The 17,317-nt window shown below is 72.5% G+C and carries 21 protein-coding genes; 6 read left to right on the top strand and 15 right to left on the bottom strand.

What is annotated here, in order from left to right; all coding sequences use genetic code 11:
• Positions 1-56: 56 nt before the first annotated feature.
• From AQJ66_RS30630 to AQJ66_RS39555, 4 genes are read right to left on the bottom strand one after another with little or no spacing between them, the layout of a single operon-like run.
• The gene (locus AQJ66_RS30630) at positions 57-563 is read right to left on the bottom strand and encodes a DUF3618 domain-containing protein (RefSeq protein ID WP_061928438.1); all 507 of its coding nucleotides are present in this window, start codon (positions 561-563) and stop codon (positions 57-59) included.
• Positions 560-979: a phage holin family protein gene (locus AQJ66_RS30625; protein ID WP_061928436.1), complete on the bottom strand. Its 420-nt coding sequence runs from the start codon at positions 977-979 to the stop codon at positions 560-562. The genes AQJ66_RS30630 and AQJ66_RS30625 overlap by 4 nt, the downstream gene beginning before the upstream one ends.
• A 54-nt stretch (positions 980-1,033) precedes the next feature.
• Complete coding sequence (locus AQJ66_RS30620; protein ID WP_061928435.1) at positions 1,034-1,729, bottom strand: hypothetical protein; 696 nt, start codon at positions 1,727-1,729, stop codon at positions 1,034-1,036.
• Entirely contained in the window at positions 1,726-1,866 is a 141-nt protein-coding gene (locus AQJ66_RS39555; RefSeq protein ID WP_167359199.1) for a hypothetical protein, read from the bottom strand. The genes AQJ66_RS30620 and AQJ66_RS39555 overlap by 4 nt, the downstream gene beginning before the upstream one ends.
• 170 nt (positions 1,867-2,036) lie before the next feature.
• On the opposite strand from AQJ66_RS39555, the gene dapA reads away from it, so the two are divergent.
• Both dapA and AQJ66_RS30610 read left to right on the top strand, forming a co-directional pair.
• The gene (dapA, locus tag AQJ66_RS30615) at positions 2,037-2,933 is read left to right on the top strand and encodes a 4-hydroxy-tetrahydrodipicolinate synthase (protein ID WP_079060527.1); all 897 of its coding nucleotides are present in this window, start codon (positions 2,037-2,039) and stop codon (positions 2,931-2,933) included.
• Positions 2,934-3,094: 161 nt separating this feature from the next.
• Complete coding sequence (locus tag AQJ66_RS30610) at positions 3,095-3,598, top strand: hypothetical protein (protein ID WP_079060532.1); 504 nt, start codon at positions 3,095-3,097, stop codon at positions 3,596-3,598.
• A 47-nt stretch (positions 3,599-3,645) separates the two neighbouring features.
• Here the strand turns inward: AQJ66_RS30610 and dapD are convergent, their stop codons facing one another.
• Positions 3,646-4,635, bottom strand: coding sequence for a 2,3,4,5-tetrahydropyridine-2,6-dicarboxylate N-succinyltransferase (gene dapD / locus AQJ66_RS30605; protein ID WP_061928433.1), 990 nt, complete (start codon positions 4,633-4,635; stop codon positions 3,646-3,648).
• A 283-nt stretch (positions 4,636-4,918) separates the two neighbouring features.
• Between dapD and AQJ66_RS30600 the strand changes: the two genes are divergently transcribed.
• Entirely contained in the window at positions 4,919-5,743 is an 825-nt protein-coding gene (locus tag AQJ66_RS30600; protein WP_061928431.1) for an AbfB domain-containing protein, read from the top strand.
• 92 nt (positions 5,744-5,835) lie between these two features.
• Here AQJ66_RS30600 and AQJ66_RS30595 read toward each other — a convergent pair whose 3' ends face one another.
• The 8 genes from AQJ66_RS30595 to AQJ66_RS30560 are packed head-to-tail and all read right to left on the bottom strand — an operon-like array spanning position 5,836 to position 12,420.
• Entirely contained in the window at positions 5,836-6,168 is a 333-nt protein-coding gene (locus AQJ66_RS30595) for a metal-sulfur cluster assembly factor (RefSeq protein WP_061928429.1), read from the bottom strand.
• A complete protein-coding gene (sufU, locus tag AQJ66_RS30590) occupies positions 6,165-6,632 on the bottom strand; it encodes a Fe-S cluster assembly sulfur transfer protein SufU (protein ID WP_061928427.1) in 468 nt (155 codons plus the stop codon). The genes AQJ66_RS30595 and sufU overlap by 4 nt, the downstream gene beginning before the upstream one ends.
• An 11-nt stretch (positions 6,633-6,643) precedes the next feature.
• Positions 6,644-7,900, bottom strand: coding sequence for a cysteine desulfurase (locus AQJ66_RS30585; protein WP_061928426.1), 1,257 nt, complete (start codon positions 7,898-7,900; stop codon positions 6,644-6,646).
• Positions 7,897-8,661, bottom strand: a complete 765-nt coding sequence (gene sufC / locus AQJ66_RS30580) for a Fe-S cluster assembly ATPase SufC (RefSeq protein WP_061928425.1) — start codon at positions 8,659-8,661, stop codon at positions 7,897-7,899. The genes AQJ66_RS30585 and sufC overlap by 4 nt, the downstream gene beginning before the upstream one ends.
• Before the next feature lie 7 nt (positions 8,662-8,668).
• Positions 8,669-8,992 carry a non-heme iron oxygenase ferredoxin subunit gene (locus AQJ66_RS30575; RefSeq protein ID WP_061928423.1) on the bottom strand — a complete coding sequence of 108 codons (324 nt, stop codon included), beginning with the start codon at positions 8,990-8,992 and terminating at the stop codon, positions 8,669-8,671.
• Positions 8,989-10,209, bottom strand: coding sequence for a Fe-S cluster assembly protein SufD (gene sufD, locus AQJ66_RS30570; RefSeq protein WP_061928421.1), 1,221 nt, complete (start codon positions 10,207-10,209; stop codon positions 8,989-8,991). Before sufD ends, AQJ66_RS30575 begins: the two co-directional genes overlap by 4 nt.
• 58 nt (positions 10,210-10,267) lie before the next feature.
• The gene (gene sufB / locus AQJ66_RS30565; protein WP_061928419.1) at positions 10,268-11,689 is read right to left on the bottom strand and encodes a Fe-S cluster assembly protein SufB; all 1,422 of its coding nucleotides are present in this window, start codon (positions 11,687-11,689) and stop codon (positions 10,268-10,270) included.
• Positions 11,686-12,420 carry a helix-turn-helix transcriptional regulator gene (locus AQJ66_RS30560; protein WP_061928417.1) on the bottom strand — a complete coding sequence of 245 codons (735 nt, stop codon included), beginning with the start codon at positions 12,418-12,420 and terminating at the stop codon, positions 11,686-11,688. Before AQJ66_RS30560 ends, sufB begins: the two co-directional genes overlap by 4 nt.
• 184 nt (positions 12,421-12,604) lie before the next feature.
• Between AQJ66_RS30560 and AQJ66_RS30555 the strand changes: the two genes are divergently transcribed.
• Genes AQJ66_RS30555 through AQJ66_RS30545 form a run of 3 tightly spaced genes read left to right on the top strand, consistent with a single transcriptional unit; the run spans position 12,605 to position 15,355 of the window.
• The gene (locus AQJ66_RS30555; protein ID WP_061928415.1) at positions 12,605-13,528 is read left to right on the top strand and encodes an ABC transporter ATP-binding protein; all 924 of its coding nucleotides are present in this window, start codon (positions 12,605-12,607) and stop codon (positions 13,526-13,528) included.
• A 50-nt stretch (positions 13,529-13,578) separates the two neighbouring features.
• Positions 13,579-14,295: an ABC transporter permease gene (locus tag AQJ66_RS30550; protein ID WP_061928661.1), complete on the top strand. Its 717-nt coding sequence runs from the start codon at positions 13,579-13,581 to the stop codon at positions 14,293-14,295.
• Positions 14,296-14,344: 49 nt separating this feature from the next.
• The gene (locus tag AQJ66_RS30545) at positions 14,345-15,355 is read left to right on the top strand and encodes a COX15/CtaA family protein (RefSeq protein ID WP_061928413.1); all 1,011 of its coding nucleotides are present in this window, start codon (positions 14,345-14,347) and stop codon (positions 15,353-15,355) included.
• Position 15,356: 1 nt separating this feature from the next.
• Here the strand turns inward: AQJ66_RS30545 and AQJ66_RS30540 are convergent, their stop codons facing one another.
• Positions 15,357-16,097, bottom strand: a complete 741-nt coding sequence (locus tag AQJ66_RS30540; protein WP_061928659.1) for a nucleotidyltransferase domain-containing protein — start codon at positions 16,095-16,097, stop codon at positions 15,357-15,359.
• 40 nt (positions 16,098-16,137) lie between these two features.
• Positions 16,138-17,244 (bottom strand): amidohydrolase family protein, encoded by a 1,107-nt coding sequence (locus AQJ66_RS30535; protein ID WP_061928411.1) that lies wholly within the window; start codon positions 17,242-17,244, stop codon positions 16,138-16,140.
• Positions 17,245-17,317 lie beyond the last annotated feature (73 nt).

The following is a 17,317-nucleotide window of genomic DNA, read 5'->3' as shown; positions in this document are numbered from 1 at the left end:
GACTGGCTGAACACCGTCCAGCCAGTCCCGAGCGGCCGGGCGGGCCCGGCCGGGGGTCAGTGGTGCCGGCGGCGCAGCAGGCCCACCGTGACGAGCACCGCCCCGGCGGCGGTCGCGATCAGCACCGGGCGCGGGAGCCGGCCCACGGCCTGCGCGGCGGAGCGTACGGGCTGCGGCGTGTGCCGCTCGACGGCCTGCCCCGCCCCCTGCACGGTGTGCCCGGCCTGGGCAGCCCGGCCCTCGACCGCGTGCCCGGCACGGGCCGCCGCGCCCTGGACGGCGTGTCCCGCCTGGGCCGCCCGGCCCTGCAGGGCGTGCCGCGCGCCGGCCGCCCTGCCCTGGGCGCCGTGCCCGGCCTGCGCCGCGCTGGAGCGCAGCTGCACGGTCATGGCGCCGGCCTTGTCCCGCAGGTCGGCGACCCGGGCCCGGGCCCGGCCCTTGATGTCGGTCTTCTCGACGAGCTGGGCGACGGTGTCGCCCAGCTGGTGCCTGGTCTGCTCGATCTGGTGCCGCAGTTCGTCGGGCCCCTTGGCGCCCGAGCCGTGGGGGTTCCTGTGCGTCATCGATGTGCCCTTTCCCTGATCTCGTCGACATCCGCCCGGACGCTGCCGAGCGCCTGCTCGGGTGCGGGCGGCGTGGCGCGGCGCAGCTGACCGCGTCCGATCGCGGCGAGCACGGCGGCCACGGCGAAGAACACCGCGGCGACGACGAGCGCCGCCGCCCACACGGGCAGCACGAGGGAGAGGGCCGCGGTGGCGGCGCCGGCCAGGACGATCAGGCCGACGTACCCGAGGGCGCCCGCGGCGCCGAGGAGGCCGCCGCCCCGTCCGGCACGGCGTCCCTTCTCGGCCAGCTCCACCTTGGCGAGGGCGACCTCCTGCCGCAGGAGCCGGGAAAGCTGTTCGGTGGCCCGGCCGACGAGCTCCCCCGTGGTGGGGTGACCGTCGACGGCGGGCCGTGCCTGGGGGGTCACGGTCACGGTGCTCCGCCTCCTCTCTGTGCGGGAATGTCCGGGTACCCAGGCCCGACATCCTTAGCCCTGCTCCGCTCCCCCGGCGCCGCGCTCGCCCAGGCGGGCGAGTTGGGTCTGGAACCAGTCGAGGCGGGCCTGCAACAGGGCTGCCTCCGCGACGAGTTCGGGCACGCCCGCCTCACCGCCGGGCGCCAAGTCGCCGCAGGGCGCAGGCCTGACGCCGCCCGTCCCGACGACCCGCAGTCCCTCCCCGGCCAGCCGGGCGAACCCCGCGAGCGAGACGGACGTACGCGCCCCCACGCAGCCCGCGCAGGCGGGCGCGAGGGCCCGCCAGCCGGGCCGGCCCCAGCCGGCGTCGGCCAGCGCGGCGGCCGTGGCGCCGCAGGCGCAGGGGCCGGCGGTCATCGTGCGCACGCGCTGCCGGGCGTAGCGGAAGCCGCGTTCGAAGCGGATGTAGGCGCCCAGCACGCGGACCTCGAGCAGGACGGCGGACCGGTGCTCGGCCGTGCACAGCAGGTCCTCGGCGGCCCGGCGGCCGTGCACGCAGTGGAAGCCGCAGTCGCACAGCCGGGCGGGCGGGCGGTGCCGGCGGCCGTAGACGCAGGAGGCGTCGTCGAGCACGCCGTACGGCAGCGCGCCGCCCAGGGACACACCGGTGAACCCGGCCCGGGTGCCGTCCGGGGACAGCACCGGGTGGGCGATCTTGTATCCGGTCGGCGGCTCCGTCGGCCGTTCCGCCGGGAGCCGCAGCCTCATCGGGCCGCGGGGACCTCTTCACGGGCCGGTTCGGCCGGCTCCGTACGGATGATCTCCTCGGGGAGCCGCGACTCCTCCTCGTGGACGAGCGGCCGTTCCTCGGCCACTCCGGTGGCCAGTGCCTTGCCGAGCTTCATGGTGCCTCCCATGACCGACGTGAACTTGACCGTCCGTGCCCATAGTGACCCATGAAGGGCCGAGTTGGACACAGGACCGTCGGCCGGCCCGGCACTTCTCAGCGATGCTTATGCATATTGGGTAGAAGAATTAAGTAGAGCTTCACCGTCGTCGTGGCGAGACTACTGCCATGACGAACCGACCCGGGCCGTTCGGCCGCACCCTCTGCGCGATGATCACCCCGTTCACCGACGCGGGCACGCTCGACCTGGAGGGCGCCCGGCGGCTGGCCGAGCGGCTGGTGGCCGGGGGCTGCGACGGGCTGGTGCTGAACGGCACCACGGGCGAGTCGCCGACCACCACCGACGCGGAGAAGGCGCGGCTGGTCTCGGCGGTGCGGGAGGCGGTGGGCGACCGCGTCCCCCTGGTGGCGGGCGTCGGCACCGCCGACACCCGCCACACGATCGAGCAGGCGCTCGCGGCCGGGAAGGCCGGCGCGGACGGGGTGCTGGTGGTGACGCCGTACTACAGCAGGCCGCCGCAGGAGGCGGTGGAGGCGCACTTCCGCCAGGTCGCCGACGCGAGCGGCCTGCCGCTGATGCTCTACGACATCCCGGGCCGCACCGGCACCCGGATCGAGCCGGACACCATGCTCCGGCTCGCCGAACACCCGCGGATCGTGGCGGTCAAGGACTGCTCCTACGACTTCCTCGGCACCCAGAAGGTGCTGGCGCGCACGGAGTTGGCGTACTACGCGGGCTGCGACGAGCACGTCCTCGCGCTGTACGCGGTGGGCGCGGCGGGGTGCGTGAGCACGGTGGCGAACGCCGTGCCGGGCACGTTCGCGGCCGTCCTCGACGCGTTCGACGCGGGCGACACGGCCCACGCGAGCCGACTCCAGCTGCGCGCCACCGCGTTGATCGAGGCGATGACGGGCGCGGGGCTGCCCGGCACGGTCACCGCGAAGGCGCTCCTGTCCGAGCTGGGCCTGCCCGCGGGCCCGGTGCGCCCGCCGCTGCTGCCCGCCGGCCGGGAGACGGCCGGCGGGCTGCGGGCGCTGTACGAGGAGCTGGTCAGCGGGTCGTGAACAGCGGCTCCCAGCGGCCCCCGGGTGTCGTTCCCGGGGGTGCGGGAACCGCTGAGCGGCTGGGCCTTCCTGCTGCCGATGGCGGCGAGGACCAGCCGCCGGTGGAACTCGTCGCCGTGATCCCGGGGAGGGAGCCACGACCCCTGCCGTACGGTGGCCTCGTGAGCCGCCCGCTGCTGTTCCTGGACGTCGACGGTCCCCTCGACCCGTACGCGGCGAAGCCGGAGCGGCGGCCGGAGGGGTGGACGACGATCCGGGTTCCCGCGCACTCCCGCCGTCCGCTGCGGGTCTGGCTGAATCCGGTCCACGGCCCGGCGCTGCTCGGCCTCGGCCACGACCTGTGCCGGGCGACGACCTGGACGGCGGACGCCAACCGCTGGATCGGCCCGGTCGTCGGCCTGCCCGAGCTGCCGTACGTGGACTTCGGCACCGCCCTGTTCGCCGAGCGGCCGGACGGGGTGCACCGGAAGACGGAGGTGATCGTGGCCCACGCCGCCGGCCGGCCGTTCGCGTGGGTGGACGACGAGCAGGGCCCGGCGGACACGGTGTACGTGGGCGAGCGCCATCCCGGCCCGGCGCTGCTCCACCACGCCGACCCGCGGCGCGGGCTGCGGGAGGCCGACTTCGCGGTGCTGCGGGAGTTCGCGGCCGGTCCGGCCGCATGACGGAGCGCCCCGCACAAAGGGTGAGGGGCGCTCGCGGAGGCGGTGCGTCAGTTGTGGCTGTGCAGGATGTCGTTCAGGCCGCCCCAGACCGCGTTGTTCGGGCGGGCCTCGACGGCGCCGGTGACCGAGTTGCGGCGGAAGAGGATGTTGGAGGCGCCGTTCAGCTCGCGGGCCTTGACGATCTGGCCGTCGGGCATGGTCACGCGGGTGCCCGCGGTGACGTAGAGGCCGGCCTCGACCACGCACTCGTCGCCGAGCGCGATGCCGACGCCCGCCTCGGCGCCGATCAGGCAGCGCTCGCCGATCGAGATGATCACGTTGCCGCCGCCGGACAGCGTGCCCATGGTGGAGGCGCCGCCGCCGATGTCCGAGCCGTCGCCGACCACGACACCGGCGGAGATGCGGCCCTCGACCATGGAGGTGCCGAGCGTGCCGGCGTTGAAGTTGACGAAGCCCTCGTGCATCACCGTGGTGCCCTCGGCGAGGTGGGCGCCGAGGCGCACCCGGTCGGCGTCGGCGATGCGCACGCCCTTCGGGGCGACGTAGTCGGTCATGCGCGGGAACTTGTCGATCGAGGTGACCTGGAGGTGCAGGCCCTCGGCGCGGGCGTTCAGCCGCACCTTCTCGATGTCGTCCACGGCCACCGGGCCGAGCGAGGTCCAGGCGACGTTGGCGAGATGCCCGAAGATGCCGTCCAGGCTCTGGCCGTGCGGCCTGACCAGACGGTGCGAGAGCAGGTGCAGGCGCAGGTAGACGTCGTGCGCGTCGAGCGGCTTCTCGTCCAGCGAGGCGATGACCGTGCGGACCGCGACCACCTCGACACCCCGGCGGGCGTCCGGGCCGGCCGCCGCGGTCGCGCCGCCGCCGAGCAGCTGGGCGGCCTGCTCGCCGGTCAGCCGCTCGGTGCCGGCCGGGCCCGGCTCGGCGACCAGCTCGGGGGCGGGGAACCAGGTGTCGAGAACGGTGCCGTCGGAGGCGATCGTGGCGAGGCCGGCGGCGACGGCGCCGGTGGTGCGGGTAGCAGTGGAGTCGGTCATGGGGGCAACCTAACGTGCGGACGCCCGAGGGGGCGAACCGGCAGACGCGCGTCTCATCTGCCGGTCGGCGTCTGCTGCGTCCCGCACTGTCCGAGTGTGTCCGGGCCGGCGGCGGGAGAAGATCGCGACGCCATGGAAACCGCTCACTGAAACGCCTCCCGGCGGCCCGCCGGCTCCACTAGGGTGCAGCCCTCGGCACCACCATTGCTTCACACCTTCCCCACTGATCCCCCACTGACCCTCACGCCCCGGCTGCCGCAGCGGTGGCGGTGGAGAACCGCGCATGCCCGACAACACCCCCCACTCGCCGCAGCAGCCGTGGGAGAACGGCTGGGCCCCGGACGCCTCCCGGGCCCCCGGCACCCGAAGACTCTGGCTGGCCGGCGCGCTGGCCCTGGCCACGGTCGCCGCCTGTGTGACGGCGATGGCCGTGAACGGCAGGACCTCGCGGGAAGAGGCGCCCCCGGCCGCCGGTGGAGCCGCCACGGACAGCGGGCCGGGCCTGCTCTCCTTCAACTCCCCCTCGGCCGGTACCTCCGCCTCCCCGGAGGGCCAAAAGGCCGTCCCCTCGGCGACGTCCCAGGCCCCGTCCTCCCCGGCCGCCCACCGATCCCCCTCGCCCCGGTCCGACGCCACCAAGGCCCCCGGCGGGCAAGGCAGTTCGACCCACTCCCCCGCCGGGCCCGCCGCCGGCACGCGGTCCGTCCGCTCCGTGAACTACCCGGACCGCTACTGGCACATCGCCGGCGACTTCGTGCGGCTCGACCCGGTCGGCTCCTCCCCGGACCGCCGCGCCGCCACCTTCACGCTCGTCGAGGGCCTGGGCGACGCGAGCTGTTACTCCTTCGCCACGGCCGACGGCGGCTACCTGCGCCACCGGGACTTCCTGCTGCGCGCCGAACGCGACGACGGCTCCCGCCTGTTCGAGCAGGACGCCACCTTCTGCCCCCGTGCGTCCGCCTTCTCCGGCGCCGTCATGCTGGAGTCCGTCAACTACCCCGGCCGCTTCCTGCGGCACCAGAACTTCCAGCTGAAGCTCGACCCGTACCAGAACACGGACCTGTACCGGGCCGACTCGGCGTTCCGGCTGGTGGACGGGCTCGGCTGAACGGCCCGCGGGCCCCTAGGACGCCGAAGGGGCCACGGCACGCGGCCGTGGCCCCTTCGCGGGCTCTGCGACGAAGATGTCGGAAGCGGGAGTCAGACGTTGAAGCCGAGCGCCCTCAGCTGCTCGCGCCCGTCGTCGGTGATCTTGTCGGGACCCCACGGCGGCATCCAGACCCAGTTGATGCGCAGCTCGCTGACCAGGCCGTCGGTGGCGGACTTGGCCTGGTCCTCGATGACGTCCGTCAGCGGGCAGGCCGCCGAGGTCAGGGTCATGTCGACGGTCGCGATGTTGGCGTCGTCGACGTGGATGCCGTAGATCAGGCCGAGGTTGACGACGTCGATGCCCAGCTCGGGGTCGACGACGTCCATGAGGGCCTCGCGGAGCTCCTCCTCGGAGGCCGGCTTCATCTCAACGGTGTCGGTCATGCCGTCTTCCTTTCGGCTTCGGCGCCACCCAGCGCCTGGGCCGTCGCGTCCTTCCACGCCATCCAGCTCAGGAGGGCGCACTTGACCCGCGCGGGGTACTTGGAGACGCCGGCGAACGCGACCGCGTCCTCCAGCACCTCCTCCATCGCGTCGTCCGGCTCGATCCGGCCCTTGGACTGCATCAGCTCCAGGAAGGTCTCCTGGATCTTCTGCGCGTCGGCCAGGTCCTTGCCGACCAGCAGCTCGTTGAGGACCGAGGCGCTGGCCTGGCTGATGGAGCAGCCCTGGCCCTCGTAGCTGACGTCCTCGATCGTCGTGCCGTCGTACTTCACGCGGAGGGTGATCTCGTCGCCGCACGTCGGGTTGACGTGGTGCACCTCGGCGTCGCCGTCCCGCAAGCCCCGCCCGTGCGGGTTCTTGTAGTGGTCCAGGATGACTTCCTGGTACATGGAGTCCAGCTTCACGCCTCAGCCCCTCATCCGAAGAAGTTCCGTACGTGCTCCAGCCCCTCGACCAGTGCGTCGATCTCGGCCGGCGTGGAGTACAGATAGAACGACGCTCGCGTGGTCGCGGGAATTCCGTACCGCAGGCAGACGGGGCGCGCGCAGTGGTGGCCGACGCGGACGGCGATGCCCTGCTCGTCGAGCACCTGGCCCACGTCGTGCGGGTGGATGTCGCCGAGCGTGAACGAGATCGCCGCGCCCCGGTCCTCGGCCGTGGTGGGGCCGATGATCCTGAGGTCGGGGACCTCCGCCAGCCGCTTCACCGCGTACTCGGTGAGGGCGTGCTCGTGGGCGAGGATCTTGTCCATGCCGATCGCGTTCAGGTAGTCGATGGCCGCGCCCAGACCGATCGCCTGCGAGATCGGCGGGGTGCCCGCCTCGAACTTGTGGGGCGCCGGGGCGTACGTCGAGGAGTGCATCGACACGGTCTCGATCATCTCGCCGCCGCCGAGGAACGGAGGCAGGTCCTCCAGCAGCTCCTGGCGGCCCCACAGGACGCCGATGCCGGTCGGGCCGCACATCTTGTGGCCGGTGAAGGCCACGAAGTCGGCCTGCAGGGCCTGCACGTCCAGCGGCATGTGGGGGGCGGCCTGGGAGGCGTCGACGCAGACCAGCGCGCCCACCTCCTGGGCGCGGCGCACGATCGCCTCGACCGGGTTGAGGGTGCCCAGGATGTTGGACACCAGCACGAAGGAGACGATCTTCGTCTTCTCCGTGATGACCTCGTCGATGTTCGACAGGTCGAGCCGGCCGTCGTCGGTCAGGCCGAACCACTTCAGCTTCGCGCCCGTGCGCTGCGCGAGCAGCTGCCACGGCACGATGTTGGAGTGGTGCTCCATCTCCGTGATGACGATCTCGGTCTCGTGGTCCACCCGGTAGGGCTCGTCGGCCCAGCCGAGCATGTTGGCCACGAGGTTGAGGGACTCGGAGGCGTTCTTGGTGAAGATCACCTCGTCGCGGCTGGGCGCGTTGATGAACTCCGCGACCTTGTCACGCGCGCCCTCGTACAGCGCCGTGGCCTCCTCGGCGAGCACGTGCACGCCGCGGTGGACGTTGGCGTTGTGCTGTTCGTAGTACTCGGAGATCACGTCGAGCACCTGGCGCGGGGTCTGCGACGTCGCCGCGTTGTCCAGGTACACGAGCTTCCTGCCGTCGTGGACCACGCGGTCCAGGATGGGGAAGTCCTTGCGGAGCGCCTCGGTGTCGAGGAGGCCCGGCAGCTGTGTCACGCGGATGCGCCACCCTTCACGTATGCCTCGTAGCCCTCGTTCTCCAGCTTGTCCGCGAGCTCGGGGCCGCCGGACTCGACGATGCGGCCGCCGGCGAACACGTGGACGTGGTCGGGCTTGATGTAGCGCAGGATGCGCGTGTAGTGCGTGATCAGCAGGGTGCCGGTCTCGCCGGTCTCGCGGACGCGGTTGACGCCCTCGGAGACGATGCGGAGCGCGTCGACGTCCAGGCCGGAGTCGGTCTCGTCGAGGATCGCGACCTTCGGCTTGAGCAGCTCGAGCTGGAGGATCTCGTGGCGCTTCTTCTCACCGCCGGAGAAGCCCTCGTTGACGTTGCGCTCGGCGAAGGACGGGTCCATGTGGAGGCGCTCCATGGTCTCCTTGACCTCCTTCACCCAGGTGCGCAGCTTGGGGGCCTCGCCGCGGATGGCGGTGGCGGAGGTGCGCAGGAAGTTGGAGACCGAGACGCCGGGGACCTCGACCGGGTACTGCATCGCCAGGAACAGGCCCGCGCGGGCGCGCTCGTCGACGGACATCTCCAGGACGTCCTCGCCGTCGAGAGTGACGGTGCCGCTGGTGATCGTGTACTTCGGGTGACCCGCGAGGGAGTAGGCGAGGGTCGACTTGCCGGAGCCGTTGGGGCCCATGATGGCGTGCGTCTCGCCCTGCTTCACGGTCAGGTCGACGCCCTTGAGGATCTCCTTCGTGGCGTTGTCGGCCTCGACGGTGACGTGCAGGTCTCGGATTTCAAGCGTTGCCATGGGTGCCTCAGGACTCCTGGGTGAGGGAGACGAGCACGTCGTCCCCTTCGATCTTTACGGGGTAAACGGGAACGGGGCGCGTCGCGGGAAGGCTGTCGGGCTTGCCGGAGCGGAGGTCGAAGCGCGAGCCGTGCAGCCAGCACTCGATGTGGCAGTCGTCGACCTCGCCCTCGGCCAGCGAGACGTTCGCGTGGGAGCAGATGTCGTGGATGGCGAACACCTCTCCCTCCGTCCTGACGAGCGACATCGGCGTGCCGTCGAGTTCCACCCGCTTCGGGGTGTCCTCCTCCAGCTCGCTCAGCGAACAGACACGGACGAATGCGTCGCTCATGCGACCGCCGCCTCCAGCTCCTGGTCGATCTTGGCGAGCAGGCGCTCCTGGATGTCGGCGACACCGATCTGCTGGACCAGCTCGGCGAAGAAGCCGCGGACCACCAGGCGGCGGGCCTCGTGCTCCGGGATGCCGCGGGCCATCAGGTAGAAGAGCTGCTCGTCGTCGAAGCGGCCGGTGGCGGAGGCGTGGCCGGCGCCGACGATCTCGCCGGTCTCGATCTCCAGGTTCGGCACCGAGTCGACGCGCGCGCCGTCCGTGAGGACCAGGTTGCGGTTCATCTCGTAGGTGTCCGTGCCCTCGGCCTTGGCCTCGATGAGCACGTCGCCGATCCAGACCGCGTGCGCGGCCTCGCCCTGGAGCGCGCCCTTGTAGGCGACGTTGGACTTGCAGTGCGGGGTGTTGTGGTCGACGAGGAGGCGGTGCTCCTGGTGCTGGCCGGCGTCGGTGAAGTACAGGCCGAACAGCTCGGCCTCGCCGCCGGTGCCGGCGTACGCGACGCGCGGGTGCAGGCGCACGAGGTCGCCGCCGAAGGTGACCACGAAGGACTTGAAGGTGGCGTCCCGGCCGATCAGCGCGTTGTGCTGGCCGACGTGGACGGCCTTGTCGTCCCAGTCCTGGACGGACACGACGGTCAGCTTGGCGCCGTCGCCCAGGACGTAGTCGACGTTGGCGGCGAGCACGGCGTCACCGGTGTGGTCGATGACGACGACGGCCTCGGCGAAGGCTCCCAGCTCGACGACCTGGTGGCCGTAGGCGACCCCGCCCTCGCCGTGCACGGCGATGCGGATCGGCTCGGTGAGGACCGTCTCCTTGGGGACGGTGACCACGCCGGCCTTCTCGAACGCCGAGTAGGCCTGCGCGGCGACACGGTCCACCGGAGTGCCGGCCCTGCCGATCCGGGCGTCGTCGCGGCCGACGGTCTCGACGGTCACGCCCTCGGGGGCCTGGACGTCCACCTTCACGCCGTCGCCGGTGGCGACCGCGGTGCCGTCGTGCAGCCCGCGCAGCCGCTCCAGCGGCGTGAACCGCCACTCCTCCTCGCGGCCGTGGGGGACGGGGAAGTCCGCCACGTCGAAGGACGGGGGCGCGCTCATGCGGGTGGCGACGGTCGACTCGGCGGCCACCGCGATCTGGCCCGCGGTGGTGGAGCCTGCGGGTGGGGGTCCCCCCGCCCGAACGGAGTTGAGGGTGGGGGAGTTCTGAGCCTCAGCCATGGCTGTCGGTCTGCTCTCTTCCTACGTCAGAAATTGCTGGCTGCTGTCCGGGGCGGCCTCAGCCGACCGCGCCTTCCATCTGCAGCTCGATCAGCCGGTTGAGCTCGAGGGCGTACTCCATGGGCAGCTCCTTGGCGATCGGCTCGACGAAGCCGCGCACGATCATCGCCATCGCCTCGAACTCGCTCAGGCCGCGGCTCATCAGGTAGAAGAGCTGGTCCTCGGAGACCTTGGAGACCGTCGCCTCGTGGCCCATGGACACGTCGTCCTCGCGGACGTCCACGTAGGGGTACGTGTCGGAGCGGGAGATGGTGTCGACCAGCAGCGCGTCGCAGAGCACGTTGGACTTCGATCCGGCGGCGCCCTCGCCGATCTCGACCAGACCGCGGTAGGAGGTGCGGCCGCCGCCGCGCGCCACGGACTTGGAGACGATGTTGGAGGAGGTGTTCGGCGCCATGTGGACCATCTTGGAGCCGGCGTCCTGGTGCTGGCCCTCGCCCGCGAAGGCGATGGACAGGGTCTCGCCCTTGGCGTGCTCGCCCATCAGGTAGACGGCCGGGTACTTCATCGTCACCTTGGAGCCGATGTTGCCGTCGATCCACTCCATGGTCGCGCCCTCGTAGGCCACGGCGCGCTTGGTGACCAGGTTGTAGACGTTGTTCGACCAGTTCTGGATGGTCGTGTAGCGGCAGCGGGCGTTCTTCTTGACGATGATCTCGACGACCGCGGAGTGGAGCGAGTCGCTCTTGTAGATCGGCGCGGTGCAGCCCTCGACGTAGTGCACGTAGGCGCCCTCGTCGACGATGATCAGGGTCCGCTCGAACTGGCCCATGTTCTCCGTGTTGATACGGAAGTAGGCCTGGAGCGGGATCTCGACGTGCACGCCCGGCGGCACGTAGATGAAGGAGCCGCCCGACCACACGGCGCTGTTCAGCGACGCGAACTTGTTGTCACCGACCGGGATGACGGTGCCGAAGTACTCCTTGAAGAGCTCCGGGTGCTCCTTCAGCGCGGTGTCGGTGTCGAGGAAGATGACGCCCTGCTCCTCCAGGTCCTCGCGGATCTGGTGGTAGACGACCTCCGACTCGTACTGGGCCGCGACACCGGCCACGAGGCGCTGCTTCTCCGCCTCCGGGATGCCGAGCTTGTCGTACGTGTTCTTGATGTCCTCGGGCAGGTCCTCCCAGGACTCCGCCTGCTTCTCCGTGGAGCGCACGAAGTACTTGATGTTGTCGAAGTCGATGCCCGACAGGTCCGAGCCCCAGTTCGGCATGGGCTTCTTCTCGAACAGGCGCAGGCCCTTGAGGCGGAGCTTGGTCATCCACTCCGGCTCGCTCTTCTTCGCCGAGATGTCCCGGACCACGTCCTCGTTCAGACCGCGCTTCGCAGAGGCGCCGGCCACGTCGGAGTCGGCCCAGCCGTATTCGTACTTGCCCAGGCCCTCGAGTTCGGGGTGGGCAGTCTCCGTGGGGAGCGTCATGCGGGGTTCCTCCCGGCCGTGCTTGCAGGTGCGTCAGTGGATGTCTTGGGAATGAACGTCGTGCACACGCCGTCGCCGTGCGCGATGGTCGCCAGCCGCTGGACGTGGGTACCCAGAAGCTCGGCGAAGATCTCCGTCTCCGCCTCGCACAGCTGCGGGAACTGCTCCGCGACGTGGGCGACCGGGCAGTGGTGCTGGCAGAGCTGCTCGCCGACCGGTGCGCTGCGCGCCGTAGCAGCGTACCCGTCCGCGCTCAGGGCCTTGGCCAGCGCTTCGGCGCGTTTGTCGGGTGTCACGGCCTCGATCGCCTTGCGGTACGCGCTCGCCTGCGCGGCGAGCCGGGCGCGGGCGAAGGCGCCGACCGCCTCCTGGCCGCCCTCCCGCTCGGCGATCCAGCGCAGCGCGTCGGCCGCGAGCTTGTCGTAGGACTGGTCGAAGGCGTCCCGGCCGCAGTCGGTGAGCGCGAAGACCTTGGCGGGGCGCCCGCGCGTGCGCGTGCCGTACACCCGCTGCTCGCGCGCCTCCACGACGTCGTCCGCGACGAGCGCGTCCAGGTGACGCCGGACGGCCGCCTGGGTGAGTCCCAGCCGGCCCGCGAGTTCGGCGACCGTCGAGGGGCCGTGGTCCAGGATCGACCGCGCGACCCGGTTGCGCGTCGAGCGCTCCCCGGTCGCGAGCTCTTCCTGCGGGGTCCCCGTGGGGGTCTCCCGAGCCTCTCCGACGTTTTTCACAACGCCATTGTTGCGTAATTCCACACACCCGGGCAAGCGGCGTCCGGATCACCGTGCGGTGCCCTGTGTCACTTAGGTGAACCTAATCCGACCAGCGGAAACGATCTCCGGCCGGTCATCCCGTCGAGGGCTTGACACCACCCGGGCGTCCGGCCGGCAGGCGGTCTCCCTAGACTCTGGAGCCATGCGAAGTGAGCCCGTCGTCCAGGTCCAGGCCCTGGTGAAGCGGTACGGCGCCAAGACCGCGGTGAACGGCCTCGACCTGGTGGCCGGGGCGGGCGTGACCGCCGTCCTCGGCCCGAACGGTGCGGGGAAGACGACCACGGTCGAGACCTGCGAGGGGTACCGGAAGCCGGATTCCGGCACGGTGCGCGTCCTGGGCCTCGACCCGGTCCGGCAGTCCGCCGAGCTGCGCCCCCGGATCGGGGTGATGCTCCAGTCCGGCGGCGTCTACTCCGGCGCCCGGGCCGACGAGATGCTGCGCCACGTCGCGAAGCTGCACGCGCACCCGCTGGACGTCGACGCGCTCGTCGAGCGGCTCGGGCTGGGCGGCTGCGGCCGGACGAGCTACCGGCGGCTGTCCGGCGGCCAGCAGCAGCGGCTCGCGCTCGCCATGGCCGTGGTGGGCCGGCCCGAGCTGGTCTTCCTCGACGAGCCGACCGCCGGCCTGGACCCGCAGGCCCGCCGGGCCACCTGGGACCTGGTGCGGGACCTGCGCGCCGACGGCGTCTCGGTGATCCTCACCACCCACTACATGGAGGAGGCCGAGCAGCTCGCCGACGACGTGGCGATCATCGACGGCGGCAAGGTCATCGCCCAGGGCTCCCCGGAGGAGCTGTGCAAGGGCGGCGCCGAGAACACCCTGCGCTTCACCGGCCGCCCCGGCCTCGACGTGGGCTCCCTGCTCAAGGCGCTGCCGGCCGACTGCACGGCGGCCGAGCTGACCCCGGGCGGCTACCGCGTCGCCGGCAAGGTCGACCCCCAGCTGCTCGCCACGGTGACCTCGTGGTGCGCTCAGCACGGGGTCATGCCGGACCGGATCTCGGTCGAGCGGCACACGCTCGAGGACGTCTTCCTGGAGCTCACAGGCAAGGAGTTGCGCTCGTGACCACCGCGGGTACCTACACGCCCCAGCCCGGCGCCGCACCCCTCCCCCGCATGATCGCGGCGCAGGCGGCCCTGGAGACGAAGATGCTGCTGCGCAACGGCGAGCAGCTGCTGCTGACGGTCGTCATCCCGACCCTGCTGCTGGTGCTCTTCAGCTCGGTCGACATCGTGGACACCGGCAAGGGCGAGGCCGTCGACTTCCTCACCCCCGGCATCCTGGCGCTGGCCGTGATGTCGACGGCGTTCACCGGCCAGGCGATCGCGACCGGCTTCGAGCGCCGCTACGGCGTGCTGAAGCGGCTCGCCGCCTCCCCGCTGCCGCGCTGGGCGCTGATGACCGCGAAGACGGCGTCCGTGCTGGTCACCGAGGTCCTCCAGGTGATCCTCCTGACCGTGATCGCCTTCGCCCTGGGCTGGTCCCCGCACGGCAACCCCGGTGCCGTCCTGCTGCTGCTGGTCCTCGGCACGGCCGCGTTCTCCGGGCTGGGGCTGCTGATGGCGGGCACCCTGAAGGCGGAGGCCACGCTGGCCGCCGCCAACCTGGTCTTCCTGCTGCTGCTCGTCGGCGGCGGGGTCGTCGTCCCGCTGGAGAAGTTCGGCCCGGCCGGACAGCACGTGCTAGGGCTGCTGCCCATCTCGGCCCTCTCGAACGGCCTGCGGGACGTGCTCCAGCACGGCGCCGGGGTGCCCTGGGGCGACCTGGGGATCCTCGCCGCGTGGGCGGTCGTCGCGCTGGCCGCGGCCGGGAAGTTCTTCCGCTGGGAGTGACGGCACCCACGTGGACCCTCGTGAACGTGTGCACAAGCGGCGGCCTACGATGGGGGGCGTGCCAAAGCTGACCCGCGCCGACGCCGTAGCGGCCCTGCGCAACCCGCTCGCCCTCATCGCCGCACGCTGGACCCCGGACCCCCGGACGGTCCGGCGGGCGGCCCTCGCCGCGCTCGTCATGTCGGTCGTGATCGTGGTCACCGGCGGTGCCGTCCGCCTGACCGGCTCGGGCCTTGGCTGCCCCACCTGGCCGACCTGCACCGACGACTCGCTCACCACGACCCGGGCCATGGGCTTCCACGGGGTGATCGAGTTCGGCAACCGCATGCTGACGTACGTGCTGTGCGCTGCCGTCGGCTGGGCGATCGTCGCCGCCCGGGCCGAGAAGCCCTGGCGGCGCAGCCTGACCCGGCTGGGCTGGGCGCAGTTCTGGGTGGTCATGGGCAACGCGGTGCTCGGCGGCATCGTCGTCCTGGTGGGCCTGAACCCGTACACGGTGGCCGCGCACTTCCTGCTGTCCTCGGCGCTGATCGCCGTCGCCACGGCGATGTGGCAGCGCACCCGCGAAGGGGACGGGGCACCGCGGCCGCTGGTCGGCCAGGCGGTACGGCAGCTCGTGTGGTTCCTGGTGGCCGCGTCCGTGCTGCTGATCGCGGTCGGCACGGTGGTCACCGGGGCGGGGCCGCACGCGGGCGACTCCAAGGAGGTCGACCGCATCCCGATCGACTGGGAGACGGTCAGCAAGCTGCACGCGGTCCTGGCGTGGATCGTGGTGACCCTCACCTTCGCGCTGTGGTTCGTCCTCAAGGCCGTGGAGGCCCCCAAGGGCCCGATGGACCGCACCCGGGACCTCTTCCTGATCCTGCTGGGCCAGGGCGTCATCGGCTACGTCCAGTACTTCACCCACCTGCCCGAGGCCCTCGTCGGCCTGCACATGCTCGGCTCCTGCCTCGTCTGGGTCGGCGTCCTGCGCGTCCTGCTCTCCCTGCGCGAGCGCCCGGCGGCCGGCCCGGCCCTGCCCGGCCCGGCGGCCGAGGTGCCGCTGAGCACGCGCGCCTGACTCACCCGTACGCGGCGACCAGGGCGTCGATCGCGGGGCCCAGGTAGCCGCGGGTCAGCTCGGCGCGGCGGGCGAGCCAGTCGCCGGTGGGCGGGGCGGGGTGCTCGTCGTAGCGCCTGCGCGCGATGTCGGCGACGACCTCGGGCGGGGCGCCGAGCCCCGGCAGCTCGGCCAGCGCCTCCCGCTTCGACGTCAGCCGCCCGTCCCGCAGGGTCACGGTGGCCCGGGCGAAGGTCAGCAGGCCCAGGTCCACCCAGATGTCGCGCCGCCACAGCCGCCCCTCGTCCACGGCGGGGCGCCAGAAGTCCCGCTGGTCCCGTACGACGAAGGCACGCAGCCGCCGCTCGGGGACGGGCGGGAGCAGCCCGTCCGGCGGCTCGCCGTGCAGCACCCGCCCGAAGTCGTGCAGCTCGCGCCGGGTGACGGGGGTGACCGGGCGGCGCATCAGCGCTCCGTGCGCCCACGTGAGGTGGGAGCGGGCCGGATCGTCCAGGGTGGCCGGGGCGAGGTACGTGCAGTGCAGTCCCCCGGCCAGCGGCGCGGCACGCAGCCCCTGGTGCAGGACGGCCACCCGCCAGGCCTGCCGCGGGCCCACCGGACCCGGCAGCACGGCGACGAGGTCGAGGTCGCTGCGGCCCTCCTGGTAGTCCCCTCCGGCCAGCGAGCCGTGCGCCCAGACGGCGCGGGGACGCAAGGGCGCGAGGCCGCGCAGGAAGCGGTCGAGCAGGGCGTCGGTCGGCACGGCCGCAGTCTGGGCCACCGGGCGGTGCCGCGTACACCCCTCAGGCCAGCCCGTACACCCGGGCCGCGTTGCCCGCCGCCACCATGCGGGCCACCCGCTGGGCGTCGCCCGGCGACCAGGCGCCCTCGGCGACCCAGGCGCCCAGGACGTGGCCGAGGGCCTCGCGGAACAGGCGGGCGCCGACCACGTGGAGTTCGGGCAGACCGTGGGCGCCGCTGGAGAAGAGGATCTTGCCGAAGGGCGCCAGCTCCAGGATCTCGGCGAGGACCGTGGCCGCCCGGGCGCCGGTGCGCACCAGGGCGGCGCCCGAGTCGGCGTAGACGTGCGGGAAGACACCGGCCAGGTGGGCCGCGTGGCGGTGGTACGGGTAGCCGTGCAGCAGGATCAGGTCGGTGCCGAGCCCGGCGGTGGCCCGGACGAAGCCGGTGAGCAGCACCGGGTCCGTGCGGTCGATGCGGCAGCCCGCCTCGCCGAGCCCCGCGTGCAGCTGGAGCGGCAGCCCTGAGGCGACCGCGATCCACAGCACGTGCCGCAGCAGGACCGGGTCGGCCAGTTCCCCGCCGGCCCGGCGTCCGGCCAGCCAGCGGCCCGCCGCGCCCCGCACCTCGCCCGGCCCCGGGGGCTCGGGGGTCAGGGCCAGGCCGTGCCGGAGCCCCGCGACGGAGGTGAAGGCGACCGCGTGGGCGGCCGCCGCGTGCACGGATTCGGCGAGGTTGGCCAGGAAGGACCGCACCGTGCCGGAGGTGTCGGCGACCTGCTCGGCGAGGAGTTCGAGGCGGACGATCTCACGTGCCTCGGCGGCCCCGTCGCAGGCCATCTCGGTGGGCCCGGTGAGGTCGCCGGGCAGGCCCGTGTCGACCAGGTAGGTGGTGATGCCGGTGCCGCGCAGCAGCCTGCGGCCGGCCTCCAGGGCGCCCAGTTCCCGGCGCCGGGCCAGGTAGCGGGCGGGCGGGCAGTGCGGCTCCAGGCCGAGGAGCGGCGGGCACCAGCGGCGTACGGCGAAGCCCGTCTGGGTGTCGAAGAGGGTGGTGCCCGGGGCGGGCGGCCCCTCGGTGCGGGCCAGCTGGGCCTCGAACGTGCCGAGGCCCAGTTCCGTGCGCAGTACGCCGTGGCAGTACTGGTCCACGAGGGACGGCGTGTCGATCATCCGGACTCCCCCTGACGGGACCGACGGGACCGTGCCCGCGCACGGCCCCCACGGTCCTAACGGGTGAACCCGG

The sequence above is a fragment of the Streptomyces bungoensis genome, from assembly GCF_001514215.1.
Taxonomy (GTDB): Bacteria; Actinomycetota; Actinomycetes; order Streptomycetales; family Streptomycetaceae; genus Streptomyces; species Streptomyces bungoensis.
Note: the sequence above shows the minus strand (reverse complement) of the source record. Positions and strands in the feature narration are given on the sequence as shown.

Coding starts and splice junctions, on each gene's coding strand:
- AQJ66_RS30630 (WP_061928438.1), bottom strand. CDS start 563: ATGACGCACAGGAACCCCCACGGCTCGGGCGCCAAGGGGCCCGACGAA.
- AQJ66_RS30620 (WP_061928435.1), bottom strand. CDS start 1,729: ATGAGGCTGCGGCTCCCGGCGGAACGGCCGACGGAGCCGCCGACCGGA.
- AQJ66_RS39555 (WP_167359199.1), bottom strand. CDS start 1,866: ATGAAGCTCGGCAAGGCACTGGCCACCGGAGTGGCCGAGGAACGGCCG.
- dapA (WP_079060527.1), top strand. CDS start 2,037: ATGACGAACCGACCCGGGCCGTTCGGCCGCACCCTCTGCGCGATGATC.
- dapD (WP_061928433.1), bottom strand. CDS start 4,635: ATGACCGACTCCACTGCTACCCGCACCACCGGCGCCGTCGCCGCCGGC.
- AQJ66_RS30600 (WP_061928431.1), top strand. CDS start 4,919: ATGCCCGACAACACCCCCCACTCGCCGCAGCAGCCGTGGGAGAACGGC.
- AQJ66_RS30595 (WP_061928429.1), bottom strand. CDS start 6,168: ATGACCGACACCGTTGAGATGAAGCCGGCCTCCGAGGAGGAGCTCCGC.
- sufC (WP_061928425.1), bottom strand. CDS start 8,661: ATGGCAACGCTTGAAATCCGAGACCTGCACGTCACCGTCGAGGCCGAC.
- AQJ66_RS30575 (WP_061928423.1), bottom strand. CDS start 8,992: ATGAGCGACGCATTCGTCCGTGTCTGTTCGCTGAGCGAGCTGGAGGAG.
- sufD (WP_061928421.1), bottom strand. CDS start 10,209: ATGGCTGAGGCTCAGAACTCCCCCACCCTCAACTCCGTTCGGGCGGGG.
- sufB (WP_061928419.1), bottom strand. CDS start 11,689: ATGACGCTCCCCACGGAGACTGCCCACCCCGAACTCGAGGGCCTGGGC.
- AQJ66_RS30555 (WP_061928415.1), top strand. CDS start 12,605: ATGCGAAGTGAGCCCGTCGTCCAGGTCCAGGCCCTGGTGAAGCGGTAC.
- AQJ66_RS30550 (WP_061928661.1), top strand. CDS start 13,579: ATGATCGCGGCGCAGGCGGCCCTGGAGACGAAGATGCTGCTGCGCAAC.
- AQJ66_RS30545 (WP_061928413.1), top strand. CDS start 14,345: ATGGGGGGCGTGCCAAAGCTGACCCGCGCCGACGCCGTAGCGGCCCTG.
- AQJ66_RS30535 (WP_061928411.1), bottom strand. CDS start 17,244: ATGATCGACACGCCGTCCCTCGTGGACCAGTACTGCCACGGCGTACTG.